Below are 21,232 nucleotides of genomic sequence, written 5' to 3' on the forward strand. Positions count from 1 at the left end.
TAAATGTGATTGGGAGTGCTGATTATTGAGCTGCTCTTGTTTTTACCACAGTGTTTCCACCGCAAGAACACTGTCCGCAAGACTGGGCCGCTGCCTGAAGGCTGTTAACTCCTCCTTTTAGGCTGTTCATTTGCTCCTCCTGTAATTTGCTGATTTGCTCTTTGTTGATTTGTAGTCCTTTAGATAATTTCATTTTGTTCATGATGTTTAATTTTAAATGTTATTGTTTATTTTAAATGTGATTGGGAGTGCTGATTACTGAGCTGCTCTTGTTTTTACAATTGTGTTTCCACCGCAAGAACACTGTCCGCAAGACTGGGCCGCTGCCTGAAGGCTGTTAACCCCTCCTTTTAAGCTGTTCATTTGCTCTTCCTGTAATTTGCTGATTTGCTCTTTGTTGATCTGTAAACCTTTTGTTAATTTAATTTTGTGCATGATTTTAAAATTTTTAGAATAGTTGATTGTGGTTATCTTTTCAAGTCATAAAACCTTTATTGGACCCTACTTGCAAGTATATAGTTGATTAATTAATTCTGTTTCTTTCGTCCTCGTTCCCGAAATTTCTCTGCTGTTCAGATTTCAGGTTCTTGTTCCCGAATTTGTAGCTTAAAGAAACCCTTACCCCTCTGGTGTCGCCATAGCTGGTGAAGTCTGTTTTCACTCCGTTAGACTCATAAGTGATCACAGGTCGCTGGCCATTCAAAAGATCCATACCGGTAACCGTAAGCGTCAGTTTTTTATCCAGAAGCAGGAACTTCATAGAGACATCCAGAATATTCATCGTTGAGATATGAAAGATCTGATAACGTCCCGGAAGCTGAAGCCCGTAGTTCGCACTGAAGAAAAGGGTTTTAGATTTATTCAGTGTAAAATCATTATTTGAATAGAAATAGGCATTATATCCGTCTATTGAACTGATGAAATCTGTTTTGGACTTTACCTTCTGATAATTCACATTAAACCCTGTAAAGCTGTTCCACCAGGACCACTTATTAAAATTGTAATAGGTGGAAACTCCTACCTGATACGTATTGGCATAGTTCAACGGTGTACTTCTGGTGATATTCGTTTCAGGATCCAGAATAGAAAGATCCTGGCTGAAATCTGATACCTGAGAATAATACACAGAGGATACCCATTTTTGGTTTCTCACATAAGAAAACTCTAGATTATCAATAATAGAAGGCTTTAAAAAAGGATTTCCTTCCGAATAATAATAAGGGCTTGTACGCACCACAAACGGATTCAGATAATCGAAATTCGGTCTGCGGATCCTTCTGCTGTAGTTAAGTGAGAAAGAGTTTTTATCATTCGGATTATACGTCACATAGGCAGTGGGAAATAATTTCACATAATCATTTTTGTTGGTCTGATTAAGATTGTGAGAATAGCCCGTTGTCTGCGTTGCTTCCATTCTCAATCCTGCCTGGGTTTCCCATTTTTCACCCAGTTTTTTGCTTGCAGAAACATATAGAGCTTCATTATGCTCCTTATAATTAAAAATATTCGACTGATCTGTATTGAGGACTGGTGTTCCGGTTTTACGATCTATAACCACAAGATCGTTATTGGTATTCGTATAAGTGTATTTCCCCCCGAAGCTTAAAGAAGCCCATTTCAACGGCATTTCCACATCTACTTTTCCGGAATAGTTCTCAATACGGTTCACATTCGTATTCGTTGCCGAGAAAAAGCTTCCCGGAAGAATATTTTTCAGGGGATCCAGTTCATTTCCTGCATAAAAGTTGTAATCACTTTTTCTGTAATGGAAATAATCAAAATCTGTAGTGATTTTTGTGCCGGCAGAATCTAACTTAAATGTATTATACCAGTTAAGAGAATTCATATTGGGTTTATTGTTGGCATCCATATCAGATGTAATGTAGGAGTTGACAGCTCCTGCCGGATTAAATCTTGAGGTGAAAGGACTGTTGGATGAGGTATTTCTGGTAAAACTCCCCAGATATTTGGCTCCTGTTGTCCATTTTTCAGATATTTTATAATCTACGCCAAGTCCCAGCCCGAGATTGTTCTCTTCAGACTTATTTTTTACATTCAGAATCCAAAGCTCATCCGGATAATAGATTTTACTGTCTGAGGTAGTACGGAGTCTCTGAGAATTAGTATTAGCTGTAACCTGTAATGAAAGTCTGTTTCGGTTGTAATTAAATGCTCCCTGAAGTCCGCCTCCTGCATAGGTTTTCTGAGTATAATTACCGCCGATGTTGGCATTCCAGGAATTGGCTTTTCCTTTTTTAAGTTTGATATTGATTAGTCCGCTGTCTCCTTCTGCATCATACTTTGCTGGTGGGGTAGTAATCACTTCAATAGACTGAATATTATCTGAAGGGATAGATTTTAAGAAACTTGAAAGATCATCGGGAGACATTCTCTGAATACGGTCATCAATCATTATCAGAACTTCACCTTTTCCTACAATGGATACTTTCTCATCCTGAATACGAACCAAAGGAGTTGTTTTTAAAGCATCTATTGCTGTCCCTCCCGTAGCCGCAACCGAATTTTCCACTTTGAAAACAAGACGGTCTATCTTTCTTTCCACCAGTTTTTTCTTTTGGGTTAAGCTGATCGCCTGGATTTCCTGGCTTTCCGGCTGGCTCTCTTTTATAATATAGCTTTTTGTCACCTCGCCTTCTATATTTTCACTTCCTTCGTATACCTTGCTTCCGTTCAGGAAAAATTCCATTTTATAAGAATCTGCTTTGGGAAGTTTAATAGAAAACAGTCCGTTTTCATCTGTAATTGCAGAGAACTTATCATCTCCTTTCAGCAAAATAACCTCTACGTAAGAAACATTTTTTGCCTTTTCATCAGATACTTTACCGGAAATACTCTGAGCATTAAGTTGAATGCCCATTCCTATGAAGGATAATAAAGGTATTAAGTATTTCTTTGTCATGTCTTTTATTTTATGTTTCAAATGTAGAATGTTGTATTTTGAACGATGCTACACGGAAGTGTAGTTTTAGGCGGTTTGTTGTAATACTACACTTTGGTGTAGAGCACTTATTTCCTGTGTTGACATCAGGTGATAATTCTTGTCCAGGAAATTTTTCAACCCGCTATAGGTAAGCATTACGGGGATAGTTTCTGAACCCAGATAATGAATAGGTTCGGCCAGTGTAATGGCTTCAATTCCCATAAGCTTAAGAACTTTCAGAAGCTTCGCATCACATTCCGCAATAGCAACAGAGTTTTTATTGCAGCAGACTTCATTGATTGCGTAAGCCATTAATGTTTTGAAAATTCCAAACCCCGTTTTATCAATTCCTTTTTTAATAGCAAATCTTCCGATATGCCAGATGTGGGTCTTTTTATTTTTGATAAAAGAAGATGGGGTAATCTGGAAAAGTTTCTCCAATGGAAGAACATCCTTGTGGTTCCATTTAAAAACTCTTATAGAACCATTGATCTTACCTTCGTGATCTCTGGAGACAAAAATTTTAGACTTTTTAAAGTTCTTTTCTTCATGATATATATCCTCTACTTCAGCTTTAAACTGATCCGTATCAGAATAACTTTCATGATGATTAAAATTTTCGGTAACAACAAATTCTGCTAATTCGTATAAGTTTTTATTACTTAAAGAGTAAAAGTTAAGATGTCCCATATTTTTTTTATCTTTATAGTAAAATTATTACACTGAATAGTGGGATAGGCTACACTTTAGTGTAGATTCCTTAAAGTCTACACTAAAGTGTAGTAACCTAAAAACTGTACCCTTAAAAACTAAACTATGGAAGAGATTGGAAAATTCTTTTCAAATAAAAACAGCATTGATTCGATCTCAGAGTCAGAGAATACTCAGACTTCTGACTACCTTGAGGTCATTAAAGCCTTTGCAAGAATCACCTATATGAGTCTGTATGTCATCGACTATCAGAAGCAGAATTTTGAGTATGTATCGGATAATCCGTTATTTCTTTGTGATCATACCCCCAAAGAAGTAGAAACAATGGGCTATGCTTTCTATTTCCGGCACGTGAAAAAAGAAGACCTGGACCTGTTGTTTAAAATCAATGAAGTAGGATTTGAATTCTACGAGAACCTGCCGGTAAATGAAAGAAAATTATACACCATTTCTTATGATTTTCATTTAGTCAATGCAAGTAAGAATACCATTCTTATCAATCATAAGCTGACCCCTCTTTTCTTATCTTCAGAAGGAAAAATGTGGAAAGCAATGTGTATTGTTTCATTATCGCATAACCACGCTTCCGGAAATATCTCTATTGTAAAGCAGGGAACTGATGAAATCTGGAATTATGATCTGAAAGATAGCAGATGGATTAAAGAAGAAAAGGTGAAGCTCTCAGAAAGAGAAGCCGAGATTCTGCGGTTATATGCACAGGGACTTACCATTAATGAAATAGCGGATAAAATTTTCGTGACAGGAGATACCGTAAAGTTCCATAGAAGAAAGCTTTTCGACAAAATGGGAGTAAGTAATATTACGGAAGCGCTGTCCTATGCCACCAATTACAAACTGATTTAATCATATAATGCACAAATAGCTATTCGGAAATAGCATTCATATAAAACTGAGGAAAAGTTTTGTAGGGCTTTCCTGTGGCTATTTTGAACATTATATGGGTACACATTCCGGCAACAATCCACGATGCGATCGCTAATTGAGGAGGAGGAAGATTTTCTTTCTCCTTCTTATATTCATCGATGATATTTTCCAGCCACTCATTGGGTGTTCTCCAAAACCGCAGATAACCCGCAATGTACTCTACCATTTTCAGTTCATTAAAATTTTCATCGGAAAGAATATCTAGCGGAAGACCGCCAGGTTCCAGAACGGCGACTAAACCTCCCCAGCCAAGATTATAGGGATGCAGCACATGTATCCCTCTTTCCTGGCATATTTTGTCAAACACTACAGGAATATTGCTTGAAAAGTCCAATGCGTTAATCGCAATATCGTGATCTCCGATTATTTCATGAACATTTTCAGGCGTAATAAATTCACTTCGGTAGCGGATATTGGCCTCCGGATTAATGCTTTTCAACCGGTGGTATAAGGTTTCCGCTTTGTAGGAAGAAATATCCTGATGCGTATAGTTTTGTCTGTTCAGATTAGACTGCTCAATAGTATCGCCATCCACAATGGTAATATTTTCAAAACCAAAACGAAGGGCACATTCAGCAATATTACTGCCGATTCCGCTTCCTGCAAGCAAAATAGAAAAATTTTTTATTGCCTGCTGCTCTTCCTGCTGTACGTATAACCTGTTTCGGGAATATTTTGTTTCCATTGTTTCTATTTTAATACAAAAATAGGTGTCTTTATTCTGATTTTGACTACACGATAGTTTAGTTTTTGTTCTGAGAATCAAAATAAAAGCATGCGAAACATAGATTAAATATAGGATTTTTTAAAATCCTGAATTATATTATTCAATAAGTGGTGATTAAAATGAGATTAAAGGCTTAAACATTCTTTACTGCTTTTATCCGTTAATTTTGACTTTATCTTCGAGTTTTTCCAGCCTTTCAAAAATATCGGTGAAAATATTTTTATCTGCGGTAGAAACATAGCCTACAATCTTATAATACTGCTGGTATTCAGCGTTTTTAATTTTAATGTTGGATGGATATTGCAGACGGCTGTCTTTATATAGCACCAGACTTGATAAGGCTTCTTTTTCCGGATCTGTCTTATTTAAAAATAAAATGTCTCCGTAGTGATAATTAAAAAGCAATTGTTTTTCTGCAGTAAATTCATAAATCAAATCAACGGATGCTAATATTTTTTGCAATATAGGCGAATTTGGATTACTATCTTCCGTTTTAGCCTGTGTTTCCTTGCTGTTTTGTATAGCCAGTTCCGGAAAAAGCATAAGCTGATCAATATCGGAAACGCTTACCAATTGGTTTACCTGGATGATTTCAGTCAGTAATTTATCCAGATTAAGGTTAAAATGATTGGCAACCTTTAATATTGTCTCAATCTTAGGTTCTGCACGTCCTTCCTCATAAGAGCTTATTACCCCTCTGTTTAAATCAAATAAATCAGCAAAAGCCTTCTGGCTCAGTCCTTTTACCTGTCTTATTTTCTTAATATTAGTTCCAAAGAAGCTCATTTTGTCTAATCATTTTTGCAAAGATAGAGAATCTGGAATAAATAATTGCTAATAATATTTGCATTTTGAAAATTTTATTTTATATTTGTGTAGACGAAAAAATAAAACACTAAACCAGCCATCATGAGAAATCAAATATTCAGAACGGTCAAAGAGTGGTTGTTAGATTATGAGTTTAACATCACGCTGGAGGATGAAGCTCAGAGAATCTTAATCATTGAAAAAGAATCCAACGGGATAAAAAACATGATCCTTATAATATCAGATTCTATTCTGATTATGGAACAGTTTCTTTTTGAAATCAAAAACCCGTCAGAAAAAATATTCCTGAGACTGCTTCAGAAAAACAGGGACATTGTTCACGGAGCATTTGCATTGGACGGTACAGGAAGGCGTGTGATTTTCAGAGACACACTTCCTACCGATAATATGGCACAAAACGAAGTAATGGCTTCCATCAATTCTCTGGGAATCCTTGTGGGGGAATTTACAACAGAAATGCTAGAAATGAGTAAGTAATTCACAAAAGATATTTAAAATGAACATTTTCAAAAGATTGTTAACAATAGGAAAGGCAGAGATCCATTCTGTGATCGAAAACTTTGAAGACCCAATCAATTTAACGCAAGAGGGAATCCGTGAAATGAAAGAACAGCTGGCAAAAAGCATAGAAGCACTTGCACAGTTAAAAGCGCTTGCCATCCGGAAAAAGAATGAAGCGGAAACAGAAGGGCAGACGGCCAAAGATTACTATAATAAAGCTATAGTCATTGTTCAGAGAGCAGAAAAAGGAGAGGTAGGAACGGCAGAAGCAGACCGTCTTGCTAAAGAAGCCCTGAAAAGACAAACTGCTTCTCAGGAAAATGCAGATGCTCTTCAGAAAGAACATGAAAAACTGTACGAAGAATGCGAAAAGATGCAGGGAAATATCAATCACCTGAAATCAAGTATTACCAAATGGGAAAATGAATTGAAAACCCTGAAAGCAAGAGTTCAGGTAAGTGAAGCTACGAAAGATATCAATCAGAAGATGACCCAGATGGATACCGGAAGCACGGTAAGCATGCTGGAAAAACTGAAAGATCGTGTTGTACAGCAGGAAGCCCTTGCTGAAGCCTATTCTGACCTTTCAAAATCAGGAAAAAGCGTTGATGAAGAAATAGATGCTATAGTGAACAATAGTGATAAAAAGGCTGAAGAAGCCTTAAACAGATTAAAAGAAACACTTAAAAAAGGCTAATATATGACCTTTCAGGAATTTTTAAATGTAGCATTTTCTCCGGTGAATACGGTGCTGACAGTTCTTCTGGGGCTTTCAGTGGTGTATTGGCTCTTTACCATTCTTACAGGGCTGGATATCGATGTTGGGATTCATTCCGATCTGGATACAGATGCAGATATAGACGTTCCGGATGGTCATCTTCACACCCCTGATCACGACCCTTCGGCATGGATGCATTTCCTGAAATTTCTTAATCTGGATATTGTTCCGGTAACGTATTTTCTTACCCTTTCATTGCTGATCACCTGGCTGGGATCATTTTATCTGAATTATTTCATTCCACTTCCTACCTGGGCAGGAATACTGATTCTCTTTCCATTAATGATCGGAGGAATGCTATTAACAAGAATAATTTTAAAGCCTCTGAACCCTTTTTTTAAGGAAATCAATCATAAAGGTGAATTATCATATGCCTTTTTAGGAAGAGAAGGACGCTTAAAATCAAGCATTCAGGATGATAAAATAGGCATGATGGAAGTCTTTATCGGAAGTGATCCTATGACGCTGATGGTAAGAAGTAAAGACGGAAGCAGACTTGAACATGGAAGCCGTGTTATGATTGTAGATGAAGAACCCGAAAAAAGGATTTACTATGTACAGCGGTCAATAAGATATTAAAAATAAGAACTAATAACCATGATAACTATTTTTTTGATTCTGATGAACTATATCCTGGATATCATCTGTCAATTTCTATAAAAACAAAAAACACAATCTATATATAAACTATAAACTTATAAAACTATGAACTTACCTTTAATTGCTGGAATTGTTGTTGCTGTGGTAGCATCAATCGGATTGATTTTCTGGATTTTATCGATGTATAAAAAAACCGTTCAGGGAATCGTTATTTTAAGAACTGGTTATGGAGGTACAAAAGTCTTCTTTAATGCAGGTATTGTCATTCCCATTATTCATCGTATGGAATCTATGGATATCTCTGTAAAAAAACTGGAGATTTCGAGAGAGGGAAGAGCTGGATTAATCTGCAAAGACAATATGAGAGCAGATATTCAGGTCGCATTTTTTATCCGCGTCAACAAATCAGTGGATGATATTGTGAATGTAGGTCAAACCATTGGCTGTCAGCGTGCTTCTGATGCCCAGACGTTGAGGGAACTCTTTGAAGCAAAATTTTCAGAAGCCCTTAAAACGGTAGGAAAGAAATTTGATTTTACAGAATTATATGAAGCAAGAAGCGAATTCCGTCAGGAAATCCTTGATATCATCGGAACAGATCTTAACGGATATGTGCTGGATGACTGCGCCATAGACTACCTTGAGCAGACTTCCATTGATAAATTAGATAAAGACAATATTCTTGATTCTGAAGGGATTAAGAAAATCACAGAACTGACAGCGACCCAAAATATTAAAGCCAATCAGGTTCGCCGTGATGAAGAAAAAACCATTACAAAACAAAATGTAGAAGCCAGAGAAGCCATTCTTGAGCTTGAAAAACAGCTGGCAGAAAAAGAAGAATCTCAAAAAAGAGAAGTCGCCAATATCAAAGCCCGTGAAAATGCAGAAATTCTGAAAGTAGAAGAAGAAGAACGTCTGAGATATGAAACTGTTCGCATTGCTACAGAAGAAAAACTGCAGATTGCTGAAGAAAATAAACTCCGTCAGGTCGTTATCGCTGCTAAAAATAAAGAACGTGCAGATCTGGTAGAAACCGAAAGAGTATTGAAAGATAAAGCCCTTGAAGCTACAGAAAGAGAAAGAATTGTCTCTCTTGCCCAGATTGAAAAAGAGAAAGCCATAGAGCTGGAGAAAAAAAGTATTCAGGATGCGATCCGTGAACGTTTGACAATGGAAAAAACCGTTGTAGAAGAGCAGCAGGGAATCAAAGATCTGGAAGCCTTCAAAACAGCAGAAAGAAATAAGCAGGTAGAAATTACTGTTGCCACTCAGGAAGCAGAGAAAAAACTGATCGAGGAAACAAGAGCCGCAGAATCCCGCAGATTGGCAGCAGAAAAAGATGCGCAGAAATATGTCATTGAAGCACAGGCGAAAAGAGATGCCGCAGAAAAAGAAGCAGAAGCCCGTAAGATTATTGCAGATGCTAAAGCAAAAGAAGAAGCAACCGTAGGATTGTCAGAAGCTCAGGTAATGCATGCAAAAGCAGATGCTGCAGAAAGACAGGGAGTTGCAGAAGCTACAGTGATTGAGAAAAAAGCAGATGCCAATAAAAAAGAAGGAATTGCCCAGGCAGAAGTCATCAAAGAAAAAGCATTGGCAGAAGCAGCAGGAATCACAGAGAAAGCAGAAGCCATGAAGAAACTGAATGATGCCGGTAAAGACCACGAAGAATTCCGTCTTCAGCTTGCCAAAGAAAAAGATGTGGAACTGGCTCAGATCGCTATTCAGAAAGATATCGCAGAAGCGCAGTCTATGGTATTGGCGGAAGCTTTCAAATCTGCAAAAATTGATATCGTAGGAGGTGATAATACATTCTTCGACAATGTTATCAGACAGGTTTCTGCAGGAAAAGGACTGGATAAATTCATCAGCCACAGCGAAAACGCGCAGATTGTAAAAGAAAACCTTCTGGGTGATGGGGAAAACATCATCGGAAAAGTGATGGGAATGGTAGATAAATACAAAATCTCATCTGATGACATCAAAAATATGAGCATTGCTTCTTTGATCTTTAAACTGAACGGCGTTGCCTCTCATCAGGAAAAAGGAATTCTGGAAAGAGCGCTGGATATGGCGAAACACCTGGGCGTGGAAAACAAGCCGGTGAACAATAACCATATATAATGCAAGAGTGCTTTAGATACTTTAAGAGATTCTAAGCCTCAAACCTTATAGGTTTTAAAAACCTATAAGGTTTATATCAAAAAATTTTCAAAGTACCACAAGTTATACAAATATCTGCTGTGAGACAGCAGTGATGACAACCTAAATAAAAACGATGTCAGAACAACTTAATTCCGGAACTTACGAAATTATTCAGAACCGTTTAAATGAGCAGAAGAATAACCTGATTCAGAGACTTCAGCAGCTTAATGAAAACCGTAAAAATATATTTGGCGGGGTAGATTTTTCACTCATTGCCAATGAAAGAATTTCAACGGATCACAGCTGTATAGCCAAAGATATCTATTCACTGGGTGATCACCTGATATTCGGGTTTAATGCCCACCTGGGACTTCAGACGGAGATCAATATTTCGGACGTTTTTTCAATATATACAATTAATAATGACCGGTTTGAACCTCAGCTTCAAACCCTGATCAATGATGAGGTTTTCATTGATGAGTTCAAAAACCTTTACAAATATTACAGAAATACTTTCTTTGCCAGGTTTACCTTCACCGAAAACTATCTGTATATGGTTTTCCAGCTGTCCGAAAGTACCACAGATATCAAAGCCTTTAAATGGCTGGTCAAAGAAAATCAACTGGTCTATGTAGACTCAAGAAGTGCTTCCGAGACCTCTTACCCTCAGCAGCATGGTTTTGTATGGACAAAGGCCACGAGAGATATGCAGAGATCTGGGAAACATCCTCATATTTCTTTAGCAGATAAAGTTTTCGTAGAAAGTATTGGTGGAGATATTACCATCAAAGTAGAAGACAATACAGATACAGGAAAAGGAATTTACTCTGAAGATGTTATTCATAAAGATCAGAATCTGGACGATGCTGAGATTCATTTCTGTGATCTCGATAATCTTGTTTTGTTTAAAATAAAACCCTATCAGGAAACAGAACGCTATTTTATTTATAACCACAAAGAAAAGACCGTTTCCAGAGCAGATGCCCTTAAATATTCAGGGCTTTTGCTTCCGGAAAATCAAGGGGTATTGTTTTCAAACGGATATGCCCTGCAGACCGGTGGATTAAAAGTAATTTCTCAGGATCAGAACAGACTTTACTATCTCAAAACAATTATTGAGCCTAACGGAGAAAATTTTTTATACGTTTTCTACGATGATAAAACCAACAATTATCAGTTGATTTCTTATAATATCATCACCCAAACCATCGAAATACCAATCCGATGCAGTGGATTTACGTTTCTCAATGATGGAAAACTGATCTATCTCAGAGAAAGTATTGAAACCACTAAGCATCATTTGGCTCAGATCTGGCAGACTCCTTTTTCTAAAGAACTGCTGCCTAATGCGGATAAAGCTGACAGTTTACTTTACAAAATAGGAAATAAAGATATTGTAAGAGTAATGGCAGAGAGCCAGGAGCTGATCACTCTTCTGAACAAAAAAGACTCTTACAGCGGTTTGTATGATGATATTGTAAAGCTTTCCACCTTTATTCTGGATACTTATTATTTCCTTGGTGAAGATGAGGTTCAGAAACTGGATCAGCCATTGAAAGAGATCAGAGCGATTGCGCATTCGGCCATCAATGAGTACGAAAAAGTAGTAGAACAAAGGAAAAATACAGAGGAAACTTTAGAAAAAATAAAGTTGTCCTGTGATAAAATTCTTGATGATACCAAAAGGCTTCACTATTCTCAGCTTACTGAATATATTGATGCTCTTTCTCAGATCAGAGCCTTAAGAGGAGAAGTGACGGGAGCAAGAGCGCTTAAATATGCAGACACAATTTTGCTGGATGCGTTGGAAAAATCTCTTGCAGACCGTTATACAGAACTGTCAAATGCCTGTGTGGAATTTCTGCTTCAGGAGGGAGCATTATTACCTTATCAAGAAAGAGCTGAGAAGATTTCCGAAGATATTATTGGACTGCAGAAAGCCATTGATGCCAAAACAATTGAAGAAAATATCAATCTCCTTTCCGGGCAGCTGGAATTGTTGGTGGATATTGTCAATAACCTTAAAATTGAAGACACCTCCCAGTCTACCCAGATTATTGAAAACATATCTCTGATTTTTGCGAGGCTGAATCAGGAAAGGCTGGAGCTCAGCAAAAGAAAAAGAGAGATTTCAGGAAAAGAACTCGCTTCAGATTTTCAGGCTCAGATTACCCTGTTTGACCAATCGGTGATCAATTTTCTGGAACTTTCGCAAACTCCGGAAAAATGTGATGAATATCTCACCAAACTTTCCATCCAGTTGGAAGAAATGGAAACGAAATTTATTGATTTCGAAGAATTTATCCAGCAGATAGGAACTAAAAGAGAAGAAGTTTACGGACATTTCCAGAATAAAAGAGTACAACTTACCGAAACACGAAATAAAAGGACTCAGAATCTTTTTGATGCTGCGCAGAGAATCCTGAAATCTGTACAGACCAAAGCAGAATCTTTTGACTCTGAAAATGAGATCAACGGTTACTTTGCAGCTGATCTGATGGTGGAGAAAGTGAAGGATCTTTCAAGACAGCTTGCAGAGCTGGAAGATTCAGCAAAATCTGAGGAAATTCAGACGCTGTTAAAAACATTACAACAAGAAGCGGTAAGAAAGCTTAAAGATAAAAAAGAGATCTATGCAGACGGAGAAAGCGTCATTGCATTGGGAGACTATAAATTTGCAGTCAATCAGCAGAAGCTGGATCTTACTTTGGTGCTTAGAAATGCCCAATATTACTATCACCTTACCGGAACAAGCTTTTATGAACCTTTGAATTTCACAGCAGATGAATTCAAAGAAGTCTGGAATCAGGAATTTGTATCAGAAAATAGCACGGTAAAAAGATTTGAATATCTTGCCTGGAATGTGTTTTCCGCTCACAAGGAAATAACTTCAGAGATTGAAAACGAAAAGGCTGTACAGCAGTTTACAGCAGAGCATTTCGGAGAAGGATTGGTAAAAGGAATTCATGATAAAGATGCTGAGACAATTGTATTGAAACTTCAGCAGATGCACAATGAATTGGGACTGATGAGGTTTACTGCACAGGAAAGAGCACTGGCACAGCTTTTCTGGTTTTTCCTGGAAAGTGAAAGAAAAGAATATTATACCAAACAGTTTGAAGCAGCCGCTATTATTGCTCAATCATTCACTGTAAAACAGGGATTTGAGTATTTAATCAGAGAAATTTCGGAGGAAATGAAATCTTTTGCATCGGCCCATGGTGTTTTTAAAGAAACGGATTGTATCAATGCTGCCATATACCTTAAACAGGAAGACAAAGAAAACTTCCTGATCTCAGAAAAAGCGGCTGGATTATATGAACTTTTCATGAAAGAACTGAAGGAAAAAGGCAAAGACCTGGAGTTTATCAGCCAGTTGCAGGCAATGTATCAATACCCTCAGGCATGTTATTATATTGCAGAAAGCGCGCTAAAAGCCTTTAATTCTGGGGCTGGCCAAGATATTATACAGGAGGCAGCAGTATTTATCATCAGTCAGAAGTTTGATCCGAATAATATCAAATACATTTCTTATGAAGTCACCATAAAAGAACTGAAGTCTCTTGAAAAAGATACGGAATACCATCTTAGCTACTTTGAATTTGTATCCCGTCTTAGTCATTTTAATACGGTTACCGTTCCTAAATACAAACGGCTTCAGGAATTGAAGTACAGCTGGGTGGATGAAAAGAAAAAAGCGATGAAACTTGATACTTTCAAACCTCAGGTATTGAGTTCATTTGTGAGAAATAAACTGATCAATGATGTCTATTTCCCTCTGATCGGTGCCAACCTTGCCAAGCAGCTGGGAACTGCCGGTACCGATAAAAGAACAGACAGAATGGGAATGCTTCTTCTGGTCTCTCCGCCTGGATATGGAAAAACTACCCTGATGGAATATATGGCCGAAAGAATGGGACTGGTCTTCATGAAGATCAACGGACCGTCGTTAGGATATGATATCGTATCAACAGATCCATCCGAAGCCAAAAATGCAGGGGCGAGACAGGAACTTGAAAAACTGAATCTCGCCCTGGAAATGGGAGATAATGTCATGCTTTATCTTGATGACATTCAGCATTGTAATCCTGAGTTTTTACAGAAATTTATTTCACTGGCAGATGGACAGAGAAAAATTGAAGGAATCTACAACGGAGAAAGTAAAACATACGATCTCCGATCCAAGAGATTCTGTCTCGTAATGGCGGGGAATCCTTATACGGAGAGTGGAGAAAAATTTAAAATTCCGGACATGCTGGCCAATCGTTCAGATACTTACAACTTAGGAGAAATATCCGGATCAAAAACAGATCTTTTCGACCTGAGCCTTATTGAAAATGCCCTGATGTCCAACGAATATCTGACCAGACTGACCAATCCGGGAATTGAAAACCTGTATGAGCTTTATGATTGTGTGATTACAGATCATCCTGCTGACAACCTGAAAGGAAACTTCAGCTCCAGTGAAATATCGGATTTCAGAGCAGTACTGAAAAATACAATCAGGGTAAGAAATATGGTGCTGAAGGTAAACAAAGAATATATTGCCTCTGCAGCCATGTCAGACGATTACAGAAATGAACCCTCATTCAAGCTGCAGGGATCTTACCGTAATATGAATAAACTGATAACACAGATACAGCCTATCCTGAAAGACAATGAAGTTATCCAGATCGTCCTGGATCACTATCAGAATGAATCTCAGACGCTGACAACAGGGGCAGAAGCCAATATGCTGAAACTGAAAGAGCTGATAGGAATTCTCTCAGAAGAAGAAACCGAACGCTGGAATGAGATCAGAAAAACCTTTGTTAAAAATAAAACCTTAAAAGGTCTTGGAGAAAATGATAGAATGTCCCAGATTGTAGCGCTGCTTGCCCAATTTGGAGATGGGTTGGAAGGCATTAAAGAGGTTCTCAGAAAAGAAAATTAACCCTGTGAAGAATAAAAATAAACTGCATCCATTAAGTGATGCAGTTTATGTTTTTATTGACGGATTACCTTGGCATTTTTATCAGAAAGCTTCTCAGAAATCCATTTCTTCATTTTTTCTTCCTGCTCTTTTTCTTCTTTTTCAGATTGATAGAGAACAACGGTACTTACATTGGCACTGTCTGTATTCGGAAAATTGGTTACTTTACCAATAGAAATATGGTTAAAGTCAGGAAATAGAATATTGATTTCTTTTATGAGACTGGAGTCCTTTATGGTATAACGATCCAGTTGCTGCCTTAAACGATTGATAATAAGATCTTTTTCAGATACTGCACTATTTCGCTGGCCAATTTCATTCAATATTTCGGATTTCAGATCTGTAGCATCCTGTTTTATAATAAGTTCAGTATTGGATATTCCAAGATTTTTAAGTTTTTGATTAATAGAATCCAATTCTTTCTTATCAAACTTTTTGGATAAAAAAGCTAATTCTATTTTCTTCGGTGAAGAATTATAGTTTACTTTTTTATAAATCATAGTATATCCCTTCTGTGTAAACTCATTATTGATAAAATTATCAACACTCTGGCTAAACTTTTTTTCATTCAACAGGTTATAAGCCAGATATGAGCTGGGAAGGATCATAATGATAATTAATGCGCTGATCCCAAACCGGATCTGTCTTTCATATTTTCGATCAACAAGTTTTACCGGTTGATATCTAAGGTATTTGATAATAAGAAACGTAGCGATGCAAATAAAAAAACAATTGATGGTATAAAGATAAAAAGCACCTATAAAGTAACTCCATTTAGCCACAGAAAGCGCATATCCTGCAGTACAGAGAGGAGGCATCAAAGCCGTGGCAATGGCCACTCCCGGAACAGGATTTCCCTGTTTTACCCTTGTAATGGCGATAACTCCAACAAGTCCTCCGAAAAAGGCAATAAGGACATCGTAAATGTTTGGGGCTGTACGGGCCAGAAGCTCTGATTGAGTTTCCTTAAACGGGCTTAAGGAAAAATAAATGAAAGAAACCAATAAACTGACCAGAGTGGCTATCAATAGGTTTTTCATAGATCTCTTCAGCAATTGAAAATTATAGGTTCCCAATGCAAATCCTGCTCCTACTATAGGTCCCATTAAAGGAGATATAAGCATGGCCCCGATAATGACGGCAGTGGAGTTTACATTAAGACCCACGGAGGCAATCACTATTGCACACGCCAAAATCCATAAATTGGAACCGCGAAAAGAAATGTTTTCGGTAACGTTTTCAAGAACTTTCTGCTTGTCTTCCTCTCCAAAATGAAGATTGATAAATCTAAAAAATTTTCCCACCATTATATTTTTGATCTTTTTCTGAAAATAAAAATACATAATTAAATGTAATCTTTACCTTCTGTCTGTTCTATAAAATAAAAACTTGGCATACAAATCTGCTTGAGAAGAGAACTCATTCATAATCTGTATCCATAATATTAGATACTTCTGTATCTGTATCCAAAATTAAATACGCCATAATTTTGTTTAGCTAAAGAAGAAAATATGGAAACAATTACTCAACATCAGAAACAGTTTCAATATGCTGAAGCTTATATATCAGACATGTTGATGCTTAAAAATATCTTTCTGGAAACACAGCATCTGAAAAAAGCAGACCACAGTTTCGGACTTCCTTTTCTTTTGGCTAAAAATGATAGGGAAGTCATTGCTTTTGCCAGTCTTATCGTCAATGAAAAAGAAAAAATATCTTTTAAAATCTATGATAAAAACAGCATGACAGAAGCAGAAAAAAGAAACTTTTCTTCCCGGGCAGAAAGATATTGCAGAAATAATCAAACACCCAATTTTCAGGATCCGGAACAATTGAAAAGTAGTATCAGCAGTATGATCAGCTGGCTGAATCCTGAATAAAAACAGGATAAAATTGTACATTTACTTAAAACCCCTGATTCTATGTCTAAAGATGTGCTGTACCTTAAAATAGCCAATTCTGTCACAGAGCAGATTAAAAGTGAAACCCTGCAGTTTGGAGACAGGCTGCCTTCATTGAGAAGTGCCCAGAAATTATATAATGTAAGTCTGAATACCATAAAACAGGCGTATATGGAACTCGAAAGCCGTTCTCTGGTAGAATCACGTCCTAAATATGGATATTATGTAAGCCAGACTTCCCAGCGGAAACTGGCGCTGCCTTCTGTGACTCAGATGAAGGTTTCAGAAGGGAACAACACCCCTCAGGATCTTATTGACAAGGTGTTCGGGAGTATTGGTGGTACAGATGTTACACAGTTTGCCCTTGGAATTCCGGGGAAAAGTCTTCTTCCGGTAGCGAAGATGAAGAAATGCATGATTGACGTGATGAAAAGGAAAAGCGACAGCGGAACCAATTACGAACCCGTGCAGGGGAGCGAAGTTCTGCGTCGGGAAATTGCCAAATGGTCCATGGTCATGGAAGGGAAAATCACAGAAGATGATCTGGTTATTACTTCCGGAGCGATGAATGCCGTTTATAATTGCTTAATGGCCGTGACGCAACCGGGAGATTCGGTGGCGGTGGAGAGTCCGGTGTATTTCGGAATTCTGCAGGCCATTCATTTATTAGGGTTGAAGGCAGTAGAAATTCCAACTCATCCTATCACAGGAGTGGATCTGGATGCTCTAAAGAAAGTGCTTCCAAAGCTGTCTGCATGTTGTTTTGTAGTAAACTATAATAATCCACTTGGATTCCAGATGCCGGATGAAAACAAAAAAGAATTGGTGAAAATGCTTACCGAACACAATGTTCCTTTGGTAGAAGATGATGTCTATGGTAACATCTATTTCGGAGCCGGAAGACCAAAACCCTGTAAGTTTTATGATGAAGCAGGAATTGTGATGTGGATAGGCTCGGTTTCCAAAACATTGGCTCCGGGCTTTAGAGTAGGATGGGTTGCCCCCGGAAAATTTAAAGAAAAAATCATCCGTCAGAAATTGGTTCAGACGGTAAGCGGACCATCTTTGTTTTCGGATGTGATTGCTGATTTCCTTGCTCACGGACGGTATGACCACCACCTCCGAATGTTCAGGAAAAAGCTGTATGCAAATTATCTCCAGATCCAGAAATCGGTGATTGAATATTTTCCCGATAATACAAAAATCTCAGAGCCTAAAGGCGGTTTTATGCTTTGGCTGGAACTGGATAAGAGAATCTGTACAGAAGATCTTTATGATTTGGCTGTTAGTCAGAAAGTAAACTTTGCTCCCGGAAGGATGTTTTCACAATATAATCAGTATCAGAACTGTATGCGTCTGAACTATGCATTAGAGTGGACAGACAGGGTGGAAAGTGACCTGGAGAAGCTTGGAAAAATGATAAAAAACAGAATTTAATAAACCTTATAGCGATGAATGATAGTAAAAATGATGTAAAAATTGTGGCCTATGAATCTCAGTATAAAGAAGCTTTCAAAGCTTTGAATGAAGAATGGATCAAAATGTTTTTTGTAATGGAAGCAGGTGATTATAAGCTGCTGGATCATCCGGAAGAGGAAATTTTAAATAAAGAAGGACACATTGTCTTTGCTTTGCTGGATGAAGAAGCGGTAGGAACCTGTGCATTGGTAAAAACGGAAGATCATCCTCTTACTTTTGAGCTGTCAAAGATGGCCGTAAGTCCTAAGGCTCAAGGAAAAAAATTAGGCTATCTGCTGGGAAATGCTTTAGTAGAAAAAGCAAGAGCATTAAATGCAGAAAAAATCTTTTTAGTTACCAACTCTATTTTGGTTCCGGCCATAAAACTGTACGAAAAATTAGGCTTTATCCATACCCCTATCGGTCATGCTGAGTACGACCGTGCAGATGTCAGAATGGAGTTGACTTTCAATACGTAAACAAAAAAAAATATTAGAACCCGGATAGGAATATCCTTGTTCTAATATCAAATTTAAATCTAATTGCTTTACTGTTTTATTTCTTGATAAAAGTCTTTGTCAGTGTTTTTTTGCTTCCGTTGATTTTAATGAAATACACTCCGGACGGAAGATTTCCAATGCTGATTTTTTCATTATAAAAACCTCTTGAAGACTGCAAATGTGATGTGAAAACAAGAGCCCCTTTACTGTCAATGATATCTGCTTTAATTTGCTTATCCTCAGATTGATACTGAATTCCAATGAATGTTGAAACTGGATTGGGATATATTGTAAACTCATCAGTAATTACCTTCGTCTCTTTTGCCGCCAATACTTCGTTGGTACATGCCGGAATCCTGTTAACTCCATCTATTCCCCATGAAGACTGCACCGGAATACAAAGCCAGTTCAATACAGTAGGGAAATGATCTGTTTCTCTTGTTGTTGAGGTATAATCATACACCTTGAAGTTATTAACTGTCACCGCATTATAAGAAGGAGAACCCGTTACAGTCATATCATTGGTGTTCGGACTAGAGTCTGCCAACGTATTTCCTGATGTGCCATTACATTTCCAATTGGCTAATAATTGAGAATAATAAGGATGTGAAGGGGTAATGTCCTGATTAGCCCAGTTCACGATGACATCATTGGGAAGGGTCGATTTCCAGATTCTTACATCTTTATAAGAAGCCGCCAGATTGATTCCGTAAGTATTTGTTCCATCCTGATTTAAGGTCAAAGGAAGTCCGGAATCAATATTTCCGATCGTATTCATTTTAGCAAAAGTTACCGGAACACCATCTTCATACAATGTTACAAGACCATCTCTGTCAAAGCTTGCTGCAATATGTTTCCATTTATTGGTTTCTACTTTTCCGCCTACAAGGTCAATTCTGTTAGTTCCGTCCCCAATATTCATCTTTAAAGTCTGACCTGAATAACCAGAGAAAACAAATCCTTTATTTTTTCCGTTAGCCCAGTTTTTATTACTGATCATTACCGGATCACTGGAGTAAGCTGCATTAGGCTTTACCCAAAATTCAATGGTAAAATCCTGATTCGCGCCAAAATTAAAAGGAGTCTGATTGGCTGGTTTTGCATAAGTTCCTGCAGGGAAATTCAATTGATTAAATGTTTTATTGGATTCCAGCACTGTTTTGCTGATCTGCTGAGGAGTAAATCCGGGATTGGAATACACCGTAAAAATATTTCTTTCAGAAAGATTTCCGCCTCCGTGAGAGCTGTCTACCGCACCGTGGTCTGTAGTAAGAACTACCAGCCAGTCTTCATTATTATAAGAAGGCCTGCTTTTCATTGCAGTTACAATTTCACCAATATAAGTATCTGTTGTCTTAATAGAATTTACATACTGAGGAACAGTGGATGAGAACCCGTAAGAATGTCCTGCATGGTCTACATCATCAAAATCTACAAAGAGGATGTCAGGATTGTCGTTCTGCAGGGCATTTACGGCAGCATTTTTTACCGCAAGATCTGTTGCCAGATTAGTCTTTACATCAGCGTTTTGAATAATTTTATCGTTGATGGGCGACCAGTGAGCCAGAGAAATGGTTCTCAAATTAGCGTTGTAAGTCTCTGCTCTTGTTAAGAAATCAGGGTAATTAACGAAGTTCGGACTGGTAAAATTATTGTCCTGAACATTGTGTTTGGTGTGCCATACTCCGGTAAGCATAGTGCTCCATCCGTTTCCGCTCCAGGTAGTAGCAGCGCAAAGTCCATCAACAGAGTAAATGGACTGATTGATGAGGTTTTGAATGTTAGGAGTAGGCGTAGACATCATGACATCTGCACGGCATCCGTCAATTCCGATAAAAAGGACTTTTTTAGTCTGTGCTCCAAGGAAACAGCTCATAACAACAGCCATTGAGAATAGTTTTGTTTTCATGGGAAAATAAGGTTTTAGAATTATAAATATTTACAAATAGTAATTTATTTTTAAATATTGTAAAATTAGTTTACTATTTGTAAACATTTGTGAACTGAAAGTTAATTATTTGATAATTAAAAAGTTTAGAAAAAAGAATTCTAAAACCTTCAATTGGCCATACTAAACCGAGACTGTTTCAAAAGTGTTATTCTGAACGAAATGAAATGTAGTGAAGAATCTAATATTGGGAAGATCAGTAAGATTCTTCCTTCGTCAGAATGACAAAAGCCAAATCACTTAGCTTTTGTGTAAACCTCTGTGAAACTTATAA

17 protein-coding genes are annotated in these 21,232 nt (G+C 37.6%); 9 read left to right on the forward strand and 8 right to left on the reverse strand.

Annotation, left to right across the window (positions count from 1 at the left end):
• Positions 1–22 precede the first annotated feature (22 nt).
• From C8D70_RS11945 to C8D70_RS11960, 4 genes are all read right to left on the reverse strand, one after another.
• Positions 23–202: a class I lanthipeptide gene (locus C8D70_RS11945; RefSeq protein WP_076595231.1), complete on the reverse strand. Its 180-nt coding sequence runs from the start codon at positions 200–202 to the stop codon at positions 23–25.
• Positions 203–255: 53 nt separating this feature from the next.
• Positions 256–435, reverse strand: coding sequence for a class I lanthipeptide (locus C8D70_RS11950; protein WP_076595230.1), 180 nt, complete (start codon positions 433–435; stop codon positions 256–258).
• A gap of 88 nt (positions 436–523) precedes the next feature.
• Positions 524–2,920 carry an outer membrane beta-barrel family protein gene (locus C8D70_RS11955; RefSeq protein ID WP_228408021.1) on the reverse strand — a complete coding sequence of 799 codons (2,397 nt, stop codon included), beginning with the start codon at positions 2,918–2,920 and terminating at the stop codon, positions 524–526.
• 66 nt (positions 2,921–2,986) lie between these two features.
• Entirely contained in the window at positions 2,987–3,631 is a 645-nt protein-coding gene (locus C8D70_RS11960; RefSeq protein WP_076595233.1) for a hypothetical protein, read from the reverse strand.
• 126 nt (positions 3,632–3,757) lie between these two features.
• Here C8D70_RS11960 and C8D70_RS11965 point away from each other — a divergent pair, with 126 nt between their 5' ends.
• A complete protein-coding gene (locus C8D70_RS11965; protein WP_076595234.1) occupies positions 3,758–4,516 on the forward strand; it encodes a response regulator transcription factor in 759 nt (252 codons plus the stop codon).
• Positions 4,517–4,535: 19 nt separating this feature from the next.
• Here C8D70_RS11965 and C8D70_RS11970 read toward each other — a convergent pair whose 3' ends face one another.
• On the reverse strand, positions 4,536–5,282 hold the full coding sequence (locus tag C8D70_RS11970) for a ThiF family adenylyltransferase (RefSeq protein WP_110367462.1): 747 nt from the start codon (positions 5,280–5,282) through the stop codon (positions 4,536–4,538).
• Positions 5,283–5,477: 195 nt separating this feature from the next.
• Complete coding sequence (locus tag C8D70_RS11975; protein ID WP_110367463.1) at positions 5,478–6,110, reverse strand: helix-turn-helix domain-containing protein; 633 nt, start codon at positions 6,108–6,110, stop codon at positions 5,478–5,480.
• A 123-nt stretch (positions 6,111–6,233) separates the two neighbouring features.
• Here C8D70_RS11975 and C8D70_RS11980 point away from each other — a divergent pair, with 123 nt between their 5' ends.
• From C8D70_RS11980 to C8D70_RS12000, 5 genes are all read left to right on the forward strand, one after another.
• Positions 6,234–6,629, forward strand: a complete 396-nt coding sequence (locus tag C8D70_RS11980) for a molecular chaperone Tir (protein WP_076595237.1) — start codon at positions 6,234–6,236, stop codon at positions 6,627–6,629.
• Between the two features lie 19 nt (positions 6,630–6,648).
• Positions 6,649–7,350: a PspA/IM30 family protein gene (locus C8D70_RS11985; protein ID WP_110367464.1), complete on the forward strand. Its 702-nt coding sequence runs from the start codon at positions 6,649–6,651 to the stop codon at positions 7,348–7,350.
• Positions 7,351–7,353: 3 nt separating this feature from the next.
• Positions 7,354–8,010, forward strand: coding sequence for a hypothetical protein (locus C8D70_RS11990; RefSeq protein WP_076595239.1), 657 nt, complete (start codon positions 7,354–7,356; stop codon positions 8,008–8,010).
• Between the two features lie 126 nt (positions 8,011–8,136).
• Entirely contained in the window at positions 8,137–10,158 is a 2,022-nt protein-coding gene (locus tag C8D70_RS11995) for a flotillin family protein (RefSeq protein ID WP_076595240.1), read from the forward strand.
• A 154-nt stretch (positions 10,159–10,312) separates the two neighbouring features.
• A complete protein-coding gene (locus C8D70_RS12000; RefSeq protein WP_110367465.1) occupies positions 10,313–15,112 on the forward strand; it encodes a DNA repair ATPase in 4,800 nt (1,599 codons plus the stop codon).
• Positions 15,113–15,165: 53 nt separating this feature from the next.
• Here the strand turns inward: C8D70_RS12000 and C8D70_RS12005 are convergent, their stop codons facing one another.
• Entirely contained in the window at positions 15,166–16,458 is a 1,293-nt protein-coding gene (locus tag C8D70_RS12005) for a DUF389 domain-containing protein (protein WP_083688786.1), read from the reverse strand.
• 204 nt (positions 16,459–16,662) lie between these two features.
• Here C8D70_RS12005 and C8D70_RS12010 point away from each other — a divergent pair, with 204 nt between their 5' ends.
• Genes C8D70_RS12010 through C8D70_RS12020 form a run of 3 tightly spaced genes read left to right on the forward strand, consistent with a single transcriptional unit; the run spans position 16,663 to position 18,989 of the window.
• Positions 16,663–17,031, forward strand: a complete 369-nt coding sequence (locus tag C8D70_RS12010; RefSeq protein WP_110367466.1) for a hypothetical protein — start codon at positions 16,663–16,665, stop codon at positions 17,029–17,031.
• 42 nt (positions 17,032–17,073) lie between these two features.
• Positions 17,074–18,489 (forward strand): PLP-dependent aminotransferase family protein, encoded by a 1,416-nt coding sequence (locus C8D70_RS12015; RefSeq protein ID WP_110367467.1) that lies wholly within the window; start codon positions 17,074–17,076, stop codon positions 18,487–18,489.
• A 14-nt stretch (positions 18,490–18,503) separates the two neighbouring features.
• Entirely contained in the window at positions 18,504–18,989 is a 486-nt protein-coding gene (locus C8D70_RS12020) for a GNAT family N-acetyltransferase (RefSeq protein WP_110367468.1), read from the forward strand.
• Between the two features lie 76 nt (positions 18,990–19,065).
• Here the strand turns inward: C8D70_RS12020 and C8D70_RS12025 are convergent, their stop codons facing one another.
• The gene (locus C8D70_RS12025; RefSeq protein ID WP_110367469.1) at positions 19,066–20,919 is read right to left on the reverse strand and encodes an alkaline phosphatase family protein; all 1,854 of its coding nucleotides are present in this window, start codon (positions 20,917–20,919) and stop codon (positions 19,066–19,068) included.
• Between the last annotated feature and the right edge of the window lie 313 nt (positions 20,920–21,232).

Origin of the sequence: Chryseobacterium sp. CBTAP 102 (genome assembly GCF_003201365.1) — a bacterium.
GTDB classification, from domain to species: Bacteria; Bacteroidota; Bacteroidia; order Flavobacteriales; family Weeksellaceae; genus Chryseobacterium; species Chryseobacterium candidae.

Coding starts and splice junctions, on each gene's coding strand:
- C8D70_RS11965 (WP_076595234.1), top strand. CDS start 3,758: ATGGAAGAGATTGGAAAATTCTTTTCAAATAAAAACAGCATTGATTCG.
- C8D70_RS12010 (WP_110367466.1), top strand. CDS start 16,663: ATGGAAACAATTACTCAACATCAGAAACAGTTTCAATATGCTGAAGCT.
- C8D70_RS11950 (WP_076595230.1), bottom strand. CDS start 435: ATGCACAAAATTAAATTAACAAAAGGTTTACAGATCAACAAAGAGCAA.
- C8D70_RS11960 (WP_076595233.1), bottom strand. CDS start 3,631: ATGGGACATCTTAACTTTTACTCTTTAAGTAATAAAAACTTATACGAA.
- C8D70_RS12015 (WP_110367467.1), top strand. CDS start 17,074: ATGTCTAAAGATGTGCTGTACCTTAAAATAGCCAATTCTGTCACAGAG.
- C8D70_RS11995 (WP_076595240.1), top strand. CDS start 8,137: ATGAACTTACCTTTAATTGCTGGAATTGTTGTTGCTGTGGTAGCATCA.
- C8D70_RS11980 (WP_076595237.1), top strand. CDS start 6,234: ATGAGAAATCAAATATTCAGAACGGTCAAAGAGTGGTTGTTAGATTAT.
- C8D70_RS11985 (WP_110367464.1), top strand. CDS start 6,649: ATGAACATTTTCAAAAGATTGTTAACAATAGGAAAGGCAGAGATCCAT.
- C8D70_RS11975 (WP_110367463.1), bottom strand. CDS start 6,110: ATGAGCTTCTTTGGAACTAATATTAAGAAAATAAGACAGGTAAAAGGA.
- C8D70_RS12025 (WP_110367469.1), bottom strand. CDS start 20,919: ATGAAAACAAAACTATTCTCAATGGCTGTTGTTATGAGCTGTTTCCTT.
- C8D70_RS12000 (WP_110367465.1), top strand. CDS start 10,313: ATGTCAGAACAACTTAATTCCGGAACTTACGAAATTATTCAGAACCGT.
- C8D70_RS11945 (WP_076595231.1), bottom strand. CDS start 202: ATGAACAAAATGAAATTATCTAAAGGACTACAAATCAACAAAGAGCAA.
- C8D70_RS12005 (WP_083688786.1), bottom strand. CDS start 16,458: ATGGTGGGAAAATTTTTTAGATTTATCAATCTTCATTTTGGAGAGGAA.
- C8D70_RS12020 (WP_110367468.1), top strand. CDS start 18,504: ATGAATGATAGTAAAAATGATGTAAAAATTGTGGCCTATGAATCTCAG.
- C8D70_RS11970 (WP_110367462.1), bottom strand. CDS start 5,282: ATGGAAACAAAATATTCCCGAAACAGGTTATACGTACAGCAGGAAGAG.
- C8D70_RS11990 (WP_076595239.1), top strand. CDS start 7,354: ATGACCTTTCAGGAATTTTTAAATGTAGCATTTTCTCCGGTGAATACG.
- C8D70_RS11955 (WP_228408021.1), bottom strand. CDS start 2,920: ATGACAAAGAAATACTTAATACCTTTATTATCCTTCATAGGAATGGGC.